Source organism: Bacteroides sp. AF34-31BH, from assembly GCF_003602795.1.
Classification (GTDB): domain Bacteria; phylum Bacteroidota; class Bacteroidia; order Bacteroidales; family Bacteroidaceae; genus Bacteroides; species Bacteroides uniformis.
The window spans coordinates 1-12,740 of sequence record NZ_QTLV01000018.1 but is presented as its reverse complement, the minus strand read 5'-3'; the positions used below and the strand labels follow the sequence as shown (position 1 = coordinate 12,740).

At 52.1% G+C, this 12,740-nt stretch carries 10 protein-coding genes and 1 pseudogene; 3 read left to right on the top strand and 8 right to left on the bottom strand.

What is annotated here, in order from left to right:
• Nucleotides 1-3: 3 nt before the first annotated feature.
• The 3 genes from DWZ67_RS19055 to DWZ67_RS19040 all read right to left on the bottom strand — a co-directional run bounded on the left by DWZ67_RS19055 (nucleotide 4) and on the right by DWZ67_RS19040 (nucleotide 2,807).
• Nucleotides 4-816 carry a metal ABC transporter permease gene (locus DWZ67_RS19055; RefSeq protein ID WP_005824182.1) on the bottom strand — a complete coding sequence of 271 codons (813 nt, stop codon included), beginning with the start codon at nucleotides 814-816 and terminating at the stop codon, nucleotides 4-6.
• A 50-nt stretch (nucleotides 817-866) separates the two neighbouring features.
• Nucleotides 867-1,295 carry a hypothetical protein gene (locus tag DWZ67_RS19050; RefSeq protein WP_035450311.1) on the bottom strand — a complete coding sequence of 143 codons (429 nt, stop codon included), beginning with the start codon at nucleotides 1,293-1,295 and terminating at the stop codon, nucleotides 867-869.
• 252 nt (nucleotides 1,296-1,547) lie between these two features.
• Nucleotides 1,548-2,807, bottom strand: a complete 1,260-nt coding sequence (locus tag DWZ67_RS19040) for a 3-phosphoshikimate 1-carboxyvinyltransferase (protein ID WP_120139505.1) — start codon at nucleotides 2,805-2,807, stop codon at nucleotides 1,548-1,550.
• 176 nt (nucleotides 2,808-2,983) lie between these two features.
• Between DWZ67_RS19040 and DWZ67_RS19035 the strand changes: the two genes are divergently transcribed.
• Nucleotides 2,984-3,373: a DUF2721 domain-containing protein gene (locus DWZ67_RS19035; protein WP_117749395.1), complete on the top strand. Its 390-nt coding sequence runs from the start codon at nucleotides 2,984-2,986 to the stop codon at nucleotides 3,371-3,373.
• Between the two features lie 5 nt (nucleotides 3,374-3,378).
• On the opposite strand, the gene DWZ67_RS19030 is transcribed toward DWZ67_RS19035, so the two are convergent.
• The 5 genes from DWZ67_RS19030 to DWZ67_RS19010 form a co-directional block, all read right to left on the bottom strand.
• Nucleotides 3,379-3,990, bottom strand: a complete 612-nt coding sequence (locus DWZ67_RS19030; protein ID WP_120139504.1) for an aminotransferase class IV family protein — start codon at nucleotides 3,988-3,990, stop codon at nucleotides 3,379-3,381.
• Nucleotides 3,974-4,981: an aminodeoxychorismate synthase component I gene (locus DWZ67_RS19025; RefSeq protein WP_120139503.1), complete on the bottom strand. Its 1,008-nt coding sequence runs from the start codon at nucleotides 4,979-4,981 to the stop codon at nucleotides 3,974-3,976. The genes DWZ67_RS19030 and DWZ67_RS19025 overlap by 17 nt, the downstream gene beginning before the upstream one ends.
• Before the next feature lie 3 nt (nucleotides 4,982-4,984).
• Complete coding sequence (locus DWZ67_RS19020) at nucleotides 4,985-6,583, bottom strand: aspartate:alanine exchanger family transporter (protein WP_005824164.1); 1,599 nt, start codon at nucleotides 6,581-6,583, stop codon at nucleotides 4,985-4,987.
• 180 nt (nucleotides 6,584-6,763) lie between these two features.
• A complete protein-coding gene (locus tag DWZ67_RS19015) occupies nucleotides 6,764-10,036 on the bottom strand; it encodes a S41 family peptidase (protein ID WP_117681230.1) in 3,273 nt (1,090 codons plus the stop codon).
• A 76-nt stretch (nucleotides 10,037-10,112) separates the two neighbouring features.
• Entirely contained in the window at nucleotides 10,113-10,892 is a 780-nt protein-coding gene (locus DWZ67_RS19010) for a DnaJ domain-containing protein (RefSeq protein ID WP_120139502.1), read from the bottom strand.
• A gap of 880 nt (nucleotides 10,893-11,772) precedes the next feature.
• Between DWZ67_RS19010 and DWZ67_RS20200 the strand changes: the two genes are divergently transcribed.
• The gene (locus DWZ67_RS20200) at nucleotides 11,773-11,937 is read left to right on the top strand and encodes a hypothetical protein (RefSeq protein WP_165852493.1); all 165 of its coding nucleotides are present in this window, start codon (nucleotides 11,773-11,775) and stop codon (nucleotides 11,935-11,937) included.
• 187 nt (nucleotides 11,938-12,124) lie between these two features.
• A pseudogene (locus DWZ67_RS19005) lies at nucleotides 12,125-12,691 on the top strand (DUF3871 family protein); the annotation flags it as partial.
• Between the last annotated feature and the right edge of the window lie 49 nt (nucleotides 12,692-12,740).

Here is a 12,740-nt window from a genome sequence, read left to right as displayed (position 1 = left end):
GATTTAGCGTTGCAAATATAGCCAAAAACTTTTTCCCGTCTTGCAAATGGCATAGATAATGATGGAAAAGAATATGATGGATGCACCCGAGGGGACATTCAAGTAGAAAGAAATCATCAGCCCGCCCAGGCAACTGAGGTAACCGATGCCGATGGAAAGCCAGATGATGCGGTGGAACCGGTGCGAGAACAAGTTGGCGGTCATCTGCGGAACGGTGAGCAGTGAAATGACCAGCACGATGCCCACCATGCGCAAGCATGCCACGATGGTCAGCGCAATGAACATCATCAGTACATATTCGAATACCTGCACCGGAATACCTTGCGAGCGAGCAAACTCCCGGTCGAAAGCCACGTAGATGATGGGATGGAGATACAGCGCGAAAAACAGTATCAGCAGGACGGCGAGCCCTCCCAATAGAGCGATGTCGCTCCAGGTAATCGTGAGAATGTTGCCGAAGAGATAGGCGGACAAGTCGGGGGCGAATCCCGGCGAGAGGAAAGTGAACATGATGCCCAGTGCCATGCCCAATGTCCAGAATACGGCAATGGCAGAGTCTTCCCGCATATCCTTCCGTTTGCTGAGCCACTCTACACCGAAAGCGGACAAGACTGCAAACAAGGCTGCCGACAGAATGGGGGAAATGCCGGTATACAATCCCAGACCGATACCGCCAAAAGATGCATGCGTCAATCCGCCGCTGATGAACACTAGTCTCCGGGTAACGATGTACGTGCCTATCAGCCCGCAAGCAATGCTTGCCAGCAGACTGCCGATGAGGGCATGTTGGAAAAAAGTGTATTGCAGTAGCTCCATTTATTCAATTAAAAATTAAGAATTAAAAATTAAAAGTTGGATGTGGAGTGTTAGGAATGGGGGGTGAGACGGCGTTCGCCGATGATGAGGAACACTTCATCCTTGATGTTGTCCGGCAAGGCTATGCCACGCAGTTGCAGGCTGCGCACCCATCCGGCTACGTCCGTGTCTTGCATGGTGTAGAACACGTCGCGGAACTCGTCTTCCTGCTCGGGAGTATAGGCATCGGGAGCGGTGCCGATGTATTTGTCCAGTTCTTCGTCATCGTAATATTCTATTTGCTTGCTGACGGCTGCCAGCAGGCTGTCACGTTCGCAGATTTCATGCTGTCCGCAGCACTCGGCATCCACTTCCTGCACTTCGGGCATGGCGTCCAGTTCGCCGCGGTCTATCTTCTTCTGCAGTTTCCGGTTGCGTATAATTCCGGCTGTGGCTGCCACGAGGGCAAGGGCAATCAGGCTAATAATCAATATCCACATGGGCTTCCTTTTCTTGAAAACATGTTCCATTAATAGAACGGACAAAGATACATATTGTTTTTTGTACGACAAAATAATGATTCAGATTGCAGGTAGTAGATTACTTCTACCCGACGCAGGCATTACTTGCTTGGAACGCAGTATAAAACTACTTTGGATGCATCCTAATCTTAGAATGTATCCTTTATTCCTAAGAATAAAGGTTATATTCTTAAGAATAAAGGCTGTATTTCTTGGAATAAAAGCTTTATTCTAAGATTGCATTGCATCTTGGCGGACTTTAAATCCCGCCTTTTGCAAGTCTTCCCAGTAAGCAGGGTAAGATTTGGTAACGACCTGTGGTTCATCTATCTGTATTTGGGGCAGTACAAGGCAGGCGGGGGCAAATGCCATGGCCATGCGGTGGTCTTCGTAGGTGGCGATAACGGCTGCAGCGTCTGCCGGGCAGCGTTCGCCGTCCCACAACAAGATGCTGTCTTGCTCGGAGCGCACGACGTACCCCAGTTTACGCAGTTCCGTAATGAGGGCGGTGATACGGTCGGTCTCCTTTATTTTGAGGCTTTGCAGTCCGGTGAAGCGGAAAGGGATGTCCATCAGGCAGCAGGTGACGACAAAGGTCTGCGCCAGGTCCGGGATGTCCACCATGTCTTCGTCGAGACGGGTGGCGGGAGTACCCTTACGGGTCAGTTTTACTCCCCGGTCTGTATATTCGGTATGGACGCCGAGGCGGGCAAAGACTTCCGCGCCGTGGCTGTCGCCTTGATAGCTGTGGGCGAAGAGACCGAGCAGTTCGATTCCTTCAATTTTTAATTTATAATTTTTAATTCCCTCTATTGCCATCATCTGATACCAGTAAGAAGCGGCGCTCCAATCGCTTTCCACGGTGAAAGGGGTATCCGTGTATCCGCCGGGGCTGACGGTGATGCAATCTTCGGAGGTCCAGTCGGCTTGGGCACCGAAGTCGCGCATCAGTTGCAGGGTTAGGTTGATGTAGGGGCGGGAGATGATGCTGCCCGTCAAGTGCAGGCGCAGGCCTTGGGGAAGGACGGCGCCAATCATCAGCAGGGCGGATATGTATTGTGAGCTGACGTTACCGGCAAGGGATATGTCGCTGCCGGTCAGTTCCGTTCCGGTGATGCGCAAGGGGGGGAAACCTTCGTTTCCGACGTATTCTATCTGGGCGCCGAGCTTCCGCAGGGCGTCTACCAGTATGCGGATGGGGCGTTGCTGCATGCGTTGTGTACCGGTGATGATGCGGGTGCCCGGAGTTACGCTGAGGTAGGCGGTGAGGAAACGCATGGCGGTGCCGGCGGCAAGGATATCTATATGTCCGGGATTTCCGTCGAGGGCACGGGTCATCACCATGGTGTCGTCACAGTCGCTCAGATTGCAGGGCAGGATATTGCCATGGGCAAGGGAGTGGAGGATGAGGGCGCGGTTGCTGATGCTTTTGGATGCCGGGAGTTGTATGGCGGCATGCAGGGCGATAGGGGCAGAAATGGTATATCGCATGGTCGTATTTGTTAAGTTACGGTGGTAAGGAGTTTTTTATTGTCACTGCAAAAGTAGGATAAATCTTTGGGAAATGGAAAAAAGGAAACTTGTTTCTGTGGTTTCAATCTTTCGTTTATCTTTGCGGAGGTAAGTCCTGCTATCGGGACGGATAGATATAATTAAGCATCATTCTTATGGAAATAGATTTAACCACCCCCGCCTTGCTGTTTTCGGCCATATCGCTGATTATGCTGGCCTATACCAACCGTTTCTTGTCCTATGCCCAACTGGTGCGCACCTTGAAGGAACAGTACATGGAGAACCCGTCTTCGGTGAAGGCGGCGCAGATTGCCAACCTGAGGAAGCGGCTCTACCTGACGCGTGCCATGCAGGTGGCGGGCATCGGCAGCCTGCTGCTGTGTGTGGTCAGCATGTTCTTTATCTATATCCGGCTCCATCTGTTTTCGGTCTATATCTTCGGTTTGGCGCTGATATTGCTGATTGTTTCGCTGGCTATATCGGTGTACGAAATATATATATCGGTGAAGTCGTTGGAGATACATCTCAACGATATGCACGAGTAGAGGCACTACGGGATGATGTTCCGTACGGGGAGTTCCAGTTCTCCCCAGTCAATCATGGCATTGAACAGTCTGACGGTAGAGAATGAAGGCAAGTCTTCCGGTCTGATGTCTTTTTCCTGCAAGATTCCTTCTTCCAGCAAGGCTGCCCGTTTGGTCCCTTTCAGCAGGGGATGTGCCGGCGTGTACCAGTGGATACCGTCGGAAAGGGCGATGTTGGCGATGGAGGTGTCTGTCAGCAGGCCTTGTTTTACAATCAGAATGTCGTCGCATGCGCCACGCAGGGCAAAGAGGCGGTTCAGCGGTTCGCGTCCGGCGCTTTTGTAGGTGTAGTCGATGGTATCGGCCTGCATCAGTGCCAGCGAATGCACGTGCCGCACGGCGTAGGGGGAGTAGCTGACGTCTTCAATACCTTTTTCACCATACACTACGCGTGCCTTGACGATATCCGCCCCGGCTGTGGGGCAGGCATCGCCGGGGGATGACAGATAATCGGACAGTTGCAGCGGTGTGCTTTCCGGCCAGAAGTGGGCGCGGGTATCGTTCAGCCTCCGGTTGTGGCGGGAAAGGTTGCAGACTCTTCCGTGGTCGATGCGTATGGTTTCAATAAATAGGTACATATATTTTCTGTATTACTTCGTTGTATTCGTTTTCCCACCGGCTTTTGGCGGTGATGCCGCCTCCTGCTTTGAAGTGGAGCCGGCCGTTTTCTTGCTCGATGAAGCGTATCATGACGGCGCTGTCCAACTGTCCGTCGGCATAATGCCCCATGATGCCGGTGTAGAAGCCCCGGCGGTAGTCCTCGGCCTGGGCGATGATTTCTACGGTTTTGGGTTTCGGTGCGCCGGTGATGGAACCGGCAGGTAGCAGCCGGAAGATGATATCGCCCAGGTGTGCGGTGTAGTCTCCGGGCAGGGTGCCGCATATCTCGGAGCTGGTCTGGAGGATGGGGCCTTTGTTGGTCTGCAGGCGGTCTATGTATCGGTAGGAAGCGACCTCTACATGCGCCGACACCATGCTTAGGTCGTTGCGTATTAGGTCGACGATGGTGGCGTGCTCGGCGGCTTCCTTGGCATCGTTCAGCAGTATGCTTTCCGCATCGGGCAGGGTGGCGTCGATGGTGCCTTTCATGGGGAAGGACTTTATCTTGCCCTCCGCTATGCGGACAAAGATTTCGGGGGAGAAGCAGACGAAACGGTCTTTCAGCCACAGCTTGTAGAGGGCTTCGGAGCGAAGGAATATTTCTTCCAGTGTCAGATTGGTGGTGACGGGTACCCGGCAAGTGAGGTTCGTCAGGTAGCTGTTGCCTGCCAGCAGGTTTTGCTTCACGAGGTCGAACGAATGTCTGTATGCGGCGGGGGAAGGGGGAGTGATGTCCCACTGGATAGGGCCGGCGCATCGGGCGGCTGTGCTTCTGGCAAGGGCTGTTGCAGCCGTCTCCGTGTTGCCTGCCTTCGGGAATTGGAAAAGGCAGGTGGCGGGGTCTATCCGGTCGAGGGGCTCAATGTGCGACTGCTCTTGCGCGTAGTCTACGATGAAGAGGAAGGGCACATTGGCTCCGGCCAGTGCGTTCATGCGGGCGATGGTTTCTGTCCGGCTGTACGTCTTCATGCGTCAATAGACTGCGGAGGCTATCACCTGGATTATCAGAATGAGGAACACCATGGCAATGGGATATACCGTGGCATAGGCCACGCTCGGTATGTTGCTGTCCGTCATGGAGTCGGCGGCGGCAAGGCCGGGCGTACTGGTCATGCCGCCGGTGATGGTGCCCAGCAGGTCGAGAATGTTTATCTTGAACACGAACAGGCCTACGCATACTGCCACCAGCATGGGCACCAGCGTGATGGCGGCGCCTACGCCGAACAAGAGCCAGCCGCTTTCCTGGAACGTGGCCATCAGATTCCGTCCTGCCGATGTCCCTACTTCGGCAAGGAAGAGCAGCAGTCCCAGCTGGCGCAGCAGTTGGTTGGCAGGGCCGGACATGGACCACAGAATGGGGCCGGTCTTTCCGATGGCGCTCAGGAACAAGGCGACCATCAGGATGCCTCCCGTCAGTCCCGGAGAGAACGACAGACTGTCCGAGAAGGAGATGTTGAGCTTGCCGAAGAGCACGCCCAGCACGATGCCCAGGGCGATGGGGAAGAAGTCGGTGTCGGACAGTTGCTTGGTGTCGTTGCCCAGCAGGCGTGCCACTCCCTTGATGCCGTCCTTCTCGCCCACCACCATCAGCTTGTCGCCGAATTTCAGGGCGAGGTCGGGCGAGGGGGAGAGGTCGATGCCGCTTCGGCGGATGCGGGTGACGGTGCAGCCGAAGTTCTTCATCAGGTTGAGGTCGCCCAGCTGCTTGTTTATCATATCCTTCTTGGTGAGCAGCAGGGATTCAATCTCCTGCATGTCTACGAGTGGCAGTTCGCCTTCTTCGCGTTCGCCCACGAGGACGGCGAGCTGGTTTAAGGCCTCTTCGCTACCCACGGCTTGTATGTAGTCTCCCTCGTGCAGGATGGTCTGGGCGGTGGGGATGGCTATCTGCTCGTTGTGCTTGTGGCGTGAGATGACGGCTCCGGTCATGGCGCGCGCATTGATTTGCATCAGGCTCCGGTCGAAGACGGCGGGGTTGGTTACGCGGAACAGACAGGTTGTCAGTTCCGGGAACTGGCTACGGCGTTCCTTCTCCAACCGGCGCGCCTCCTTGTCGAGGTCGATGCGCATGATACGGGGCAGCAGCTTAACGAAGAGAATCACGCCGATAACGCCGAAAGGATAGGCAATACCGTAAGCGATGGATGCCAGTGGGGAATGGGTGCTGTCAATGGCAACGGCGAGTCCCGGCGTACTGGTCAGGGCACCGGCTATCAGTCCCACGACACTGGGAGTATCGATGTCGAAGGCATATTTCAGTCCTACTGCCGTCAGGGCGGCGGAGCAGATGATGAGCAGGGTGATGATGATAAGCGTCTTGCCCTTGCTCCGGAAGGAGTCGAAAAATCCGGGACCGGCCTGGATGCCGATGGTGAAGATGAAGAGCACCAGTCCGAAGTTTCCTAATTCTTTGGGGATGATGACACCGAAGTGTCCGAACAGCAGGGCAATGAAGATGACGGCGGAGACGTCGAGCGAAAGCCCTTTAATCTTGATTCTTCCCAACATGAAGCCTAAAGCCACAATGAGAAAGAGCGCGAAATAGGAGGAGTTTAACAAGTCAGCAAACATAATCAGTTAAAGAGTTAGGAATTTATGTCACAAAGATAGTGCAAAAAAGTGAGATAGAAAAAGTCTTGCTTCCTTGTGGCATATAAAAAAAGATGATGTGCCATCAACCGTTTTGACACATCATCTTAATATATATATCGGCCTATATGACCGGTATTCCTGCGTGGGGCAGGGCGGTACTTATTTTTCGAGTTCCTTCAGCAGTTCCTCTACGGCAGCTTTCAGCTGTGTGTCTTCTCCCTTCACGATGGTCTCGGGTGAATTGGCTACTTTGATGTCCGGCTCCAGCTGCGAGTTCTCCAGATAGCTGCCGTCCGACAGGCGGTAGCCCACGACGGGGATGCCGAATACCAATGACGGGTCTTGCAGGCGTTCCCACGACACGCTGGTCATGGTTCCCGGCACGGGCATGCCTACCAGCTTGCCCAGTCCGCGGTGGCTGTAAACCCACGGCGTGCCGTGCGCATTGGAGTAGTTGGCCTCGCACATCACCATGATGGAGGGTTTGTTCCAGCGGCGGCTGGGCATGTCGCACGTCTCGCGACCGCGCACCACTTGGGTGAAGTATTTTTGTCCACTGAAAAGTATTTCTATATCCTCGTGCAAGCGTCCACCGCCATTGAAACGGGTGTCGATGACGATGCCTTCGCGGTTGTTGTATTTTCCCAGGATGTCCGAGTAGACGGAACGGAAACTGTCGTCTCCCATAGACTCGATGTGCACGTAACCCAATCGGCCACCCGACCATCGGTCAACGTCTGCCGCACGCTGTTTCACCCAGCGGCTGTAGAGTAAATCGCTGAACGCACCGTTCGTAATGGGGATAATGACCTCTTCCCAGTGCTCCTTGGTCTGCGGGTCGAAGAGAGAAACAAGTGTTTTCTTCCGTGCCTTGTTGTTGAGCAGCGTGTAATAGTCCGCATCGGGGGTGATTTCCACGCCGTCTATCTTTTCGATGACTGTGCCGGCTTTCACCCGGGTGTTGGCTGTGTCGAAGGGGCCTTTCTCCACTACTTCGGCAATGAGCATGCCCTTGCCCGTGTAGTTCCAGTCGAAGAACAGTCCCAGGCTGGCAGTAGGTTCGGATTGCCCTTTGGGATAGAAACGGCCGCCGGTGTGAGATACGTTCAGCTCGCCCAGCCATTCGCTCAGCAGTTCGGCAAAGTCATAATTGTTGTCGATATGGGGCAGGAAGCGGCGATAGGCGGCGGTCATCTTGTCCCAGTCCACTCCGTGCATATTGGTATTGTAGAATCGCTTCTGCTGTTGGCGGTACACGTGGTCGAACATGTATTCGCGCTCCGCAGCCAGGTCCATCTTGGCATCTACCTGGAAGGTGATGGGGGTCAGCGCGTCGGATGAAGTGTCCATTTTCTGCATCTTGTGGCTACCCAGCAGGAAGAGGCTCTTGCCGTCCTTGTCCAGCTGCATGTCCGCCCATCCGGCATCCATCTTGTGCAGCAGGCGGGTCTCTTTCTTGCGCAGATTCATCTTCCAGAGGTCGTAGCCGCCTTCGAAGGCTGCCAGGTAGTAGAGTGTCTCGCCATCCTTGGAGATGATGGTGCTGCCCATGTCGGAAGAATTCGGGGTGAGGCGCACCACACGGTCTTCGATGCCTTTCAGCTCTACGACGATGTCTTTCGGCTGGTCATCTTTTTCGTCAGCATTGCTGTCTTTCTTGTCGTCTTTCTTCTTTTTATCCTTGTTTTTGTCTTGGGGGGTGTCTTTTCCGGCAGACTTCTTTTGTTCCTTCTCCAGCTCCTTGCGCAGTTCGTAGTCTTCTTTGCTCAGGCAGTATTTGTCGTAGGCGTCTTGGTTGAGGAAGACGAGCATGGCGTCGTTCAGCGAGCCCCATGAGGCATGGGCACGCATGCCGTAGCGTTCGGTGGTGAAAAGGATGGCGTTGCCGTCCAGCGCAAAGTGGGGATAGCCGCTCATGTAGCCGCTATTGGTGAGGTTGATGATGTCTTTGCCTCCCTCTGCGCTGACCAGGCCGATGTCGGAGTAGGGGTCGTGCTTGTTACCCGTGAACTCAAGTGTAAACCATTTACCGTCCGGCGACCATGCGTAGTCAAATCCTCCGCCGGTGCTGTACCAGGTGGAGCCGTCCGTAATCTGGCGCACCTTCTTCGTCTCCAGATTGAGCACCATCAGCCGGATGCGGTCTTCGATAAAGGCGAGTTCCTTGCCGTCGGGCGAGAATTGCGGATAGGCACGTTCCACGGTGGTGGAGGGCAGCAGCACTTCTTCTTCAATCAGCGTGGCGTTCGGGAAGTTAGGGTCTTCCTTGCGGGCTATCTTGGCAAGGTAGAGCTGCCAGTTGCCGCCTCGCTCGCTGGCGTAGGCCAGGGTGCGGTTGTCCGTCGCAAAGGAGAGGCCCGCTTCGCGTGCCGGTGTGTGCGTCACCTGCTTGGTAGTGGCATAGTCTGCCGAAGTGACAAAGACTTCTCCGCGCAGCGTGAAGGCAATCTGTTTTCCGTCCGGGGACACAACGGCAGAGGTGGCTCCGTCGGAAGACTGCAGGTTGGCGAATTGCGGCCGGTCATCGCGCACCAGTTCTATGGCGACTTTCTTCGGGGTGGCATCCGGCTGCTGGGTATAGATTTCGCCGTCGTAACTGTAGCACAACGTCCCGCCGTCACTCATGGAGAGGAAGCGCACGGGATGTGTCTTGAAGCTGGTGATGGGCTTCACCTCTCGGGGCTGTGCCAGCGGGAAGGCATACACGTTGAATGAGCCGCCGTTTCTCTCACTCAGAAAGTAAACCGTTCTTCCATCGGGTGACAACACCGGGTTGCGGTCTTCGCCCGCGCGGTCGGTGAGGTTGGTATGGGTACCCGTCTTTGCATCATACAGCCAGATGTCGCGGGTGATGGAGGAGATGTGATGCTTTCTCCATTCATCTTCAAATCCCTTGCGGTCTTGGTAGAGGAACTGATGGCCCGCCTTGTCGAAGCAGACCGCTTCGGCAGGGGTGCCCAGCACTTGCTCCGTACGCCCTCCCGTTGCAGGTACTTTGTAAAGCTCGGTCATGGCCGAAGTGGGGAAAAGAGCGCTGCTTGCCGGGTCCTGGATGGAGGCGGAAAACAAGATATACTTTCCGTCCGGAGTGAATGTGGAGGGTATCTCACCGGTGGAGTGGGTAGTGAGCCGTTGGGCGGTTCCGCCGTCTGCCGGCATCACGAATACGTCGAAGTTGCCGTATCTGTCGCTGGCAAAGGCTATTTGTTTGCCGTCCGGCGACCATATGGGGGTACATTCGTAGCTCTCTTGGGTAGTAAGCTGTGTGGCGGTTCCACCTTTGGCCGGCACCTTGTAGATGTCTCCTTTGTAGCAGAATGCGATTTCCGTACCGTCGGGAGAGATTTGCACATCGCGCATCCAGAGCGGCGTGGCGGCATGTCCGGCAATGGCAGTAAGGCCTAGTGCAAGGATTGCAAGGGTTTTCTTCATAAGTGTGTGGGTTGATGTTAATATAGAATGTTTATAAACGTCATGATGCTGTCCACAAGGCAAGGAGCGAGGTACGTCATTTCATACCTCGTGCCTTGTATATCTGTTCTTTGGCATTGTTGATGCTTTGGAACTTCTCTTCTGCGGCTTTCTTGATGTCTTCGCCCAGCGTTGCCACCCGGTCGGGATGGTGTTTCAAGGCTAGGCGGCGGTAAGCGGCACGCACTTCGTCATTGGTGGCAGTGGGTTCAATTTCAAGTACTTTGTAGGCCTCGTTCAGTGAGCTACCGCCTAGGTTAAGCATGGATTCCACTTCCTTGACGGATAGTCCCATGTACATGGCCACTTCTTTCAAGGCTTCTATCTCCTCGTTGCAGACGTGTCCGTCGCTTTTGGCAATTTCTACCAAGAATACCAGCAGTTGCAAGCGTTCCTCGTATGTCAGGTTGGCGGCAATCTGCGTTCCACAGTCACGGATGGTGTTTTTAAATGTCAGTGGGTTTTGTCTGTCCATCTGCTTGCGCTGTTCGAAGAGGTTGAGTAATATCCGTTCTCCCTCGCCCACGGCAGCCTCACCGAATGTGCTTCTCAGAAAGCGGCGGACGAATTCCATTTCACTATGCATGATGCGCCCGTCTGCACGGATAATGTACGAAGCCATCACGAGCATGGAGAAGAGGAAACTGTTCCGTTGCCCGGTATAGGTAGTGCCGTGCGTTGGTGCTTCTCCATAATAACTGCCTGCGTCATTTGAATCGGTGTCGAACAATGAACCGAATACAAAACCTGCCAAGGCTCCCAGCGGTCCTCCGGCCATGAAGCCGATGATGCCGCCTATCCATTTAGCTGCTCCCATAATTTTTCTTGTTTAAAGTGCAAAAATAGAGATTTCTTACGAGAATTCCAGTAATTTGATGAGCTATTCCCGCTGAAGCGAATAGGCACCGTCTTCTTTTTGTACATATTCAGCATATTTATGGCAGCAAGTCTGTCATTAAGAAATACTATAAAAATTAAGGAGTTAAGTCTTAGACTTAACTCCTTAATGCTCAACAGTCGGGATGACAAGATTCGAACTTGCGACCACACGCCCCCCAGACTTCGCGAGAGATAAACTGATAACGGCTGATTATCAATTGTATATACTCTATTGCATCTCTTTCGGTTTACACTATGGTTTACCTATAGTATAATGCTGCTTGTTAATACTAAATCTTTATTTGGAATTATTGCTAATTAGTTAATTCCTATATGTCTAATTCTCATTTGCAAAAATAATACTTTTATTATTAATCTGTGCCTTCTATCGAGTAATTTTTATAGTCAGTTTTCCTTTTCAAATCCCCTCAAACTCTTATATATGATAAGATAGCTTGGAGCATTATTCAGCACTGCAATGAAGAGTGCGTACGGCTTCAAGCATTAATGATAAAAACAATTACCGGGTCACACTTATTTTCAGAAGATGGATAAGCATGTAGATTCGATGATGCGTAGCAATTTCAGTATGTGGACAAGACATAAAGTTCCCCACGAAAGAATGTATGCCGCATGATAGGCCAAGTAAATGCGAGGAGCTATTTACAACGGTTCAACTATCACAACCAGTCGAAAGATTGGTCTATTTTTTTCTTCTCCCCTTCCTTGATTTCCCTTCAAAGCCTTATATATGAGAAAAGTATATAAGAGAAATAGAGAATAGAAACATAATTACTAACAATTTAAAACTAAGAGACATGGGAAATTTAATTAAAGGATTGAAGGTCGCAGCTTATGTGACCGAGATTATCGTGGCAGGTTCCGTAGTAATCGAGCTTGCAGAAAAGTATTGTGGCAAATTCGGAAAAAAGAAGATTGCCACGGGTGAAGTCAAGGCCGTTGATGCTGCGACTGAAAACTGATAGTACGTCTGATGAATGGATTATGACAAGAAAGCGGACGTAATAATAACCGTATTGGAGGTAGCAACTTCAATACTCAAAGGAATAAAGAAGCTAAGAGGTATATTCATAAAAGCAAAGAAATGACACCTCTTGGCTTTTTGTTTTTTCATCGCATTTTATTAACCGACTAAAAAATAACAAGAGTATGGAAACAATGACTAATGAACTTACTGTCATTCCAAGAACAATCGGAATGGTAACAAGAATGATGGATGCAGTTAATATCGAAGATGCTGTAATCGTATCTGAAGAAGAACAGAAAGAGCATCCTAATTTTATTGAGAGTAACACTTCGGGTATTACACTTGAAGAACTTGAAAGGAACTGTATTGTCCCTAGTTTTGGGGATAACCAGCTTACAATCAGCCACCAGAAATTTATCCACCAGGTAGAGGATGCCGCGAAAGTATATTTTACCGGAGAGAACTTTGGTAACACGGAAATCAGAGTATCACATAAAATCCTGGGCAGGGTTCCGGGAGCATTGACAAAAAGGAAAGAAGAGCTTAGACCGGAGGACGAGACCATCTATTATCAACGTATGGCTTTCTGTTTTCATATCCGTTCCATGAGCAGAATGATGAACGGCGAGGAAGTACATTTATGTATCGGAGGTGTAAGAAGCCTGAACGAGGAAAACTTATACGCCCGAAAATCACCCGAGAAATTCAAGATCTTTATCGGGTGGAGGGTTCGTGTGTGTTCAAATCTGTAGCTAACACTTGAAAAGGGACCCGGAACAACATTTAAAAAGTGCCCCA

Coding starts and splice junctions, on each gene's coding strand:
- DWZ67_RS19010 (WP_120139502.1), bottom strand. CDS start 10,892: ATGGGAGCAGCTAAATGGATAGGCGGCATCATCGGCTTCATGGCCGGA.
- DWZ67_RS19025 (WP_120139503.1), bottom strand. CDS start 4,981: ATGAAGACGTACAGCCGGACAGAAACCATCGCCCGCATGAACGCACTG.
- DWZ67_RS19055 (WP_005824182.1), bottom strand. CDS start 816: ATGGAGCTACTGCAATACACTTTTTTCCAACATGCCCTCATCGGCAGT.
- DWZ67_RS19050 (WP_035450311.1), bottom strand. CDS start 1,295: ATGTGGATATTGATTATTAGCCTGATTGCCCTTGCCCTCGTGGCAGCC.
- DWZ67_RS19030 (WP_120139504.1), bottom strand. CDS start 3,990: ATGTACCTATTTATTGAAACCATACGCATCGACCACGGAAGAGTCTGC.
- DWZ67_RS19015 (WP_117681230.1), bottom strand. CDS start 10,036: ATGAAGAAAACCCTTGCAATCCTTGCACTAGGCCTTACTGCCATTGCC.
- DWZ67_RS20200 (WP_165852493.1), top strand. CDS start 11,773: ATGGGAAATTTAATTAAAGGATTGAAGGTCGCAGCTTATGTGACCGAG.
- DWZ67_RS19035 (WP_117749395.1), top strand. CDS start 2,984: ATGGAAATAGATTTAACCACCCCCGCCTTGCTGTTTTCGGCCATATCG.
- DWZ67_RS19040 (WP_120139505.1), bottom strand. CDS start 2,807: ATGCGATATACCATTTCTGCCCCTATCGCCCTGCATGCCGCCATACAA.
- DWZ67_RS19020 (WP_005824164.1), bottom strand. CDS start 6,583: ATGTTTGCTGACTTGTTAAACTCCTCCTATTTCGCGCTCTTTCTCATT.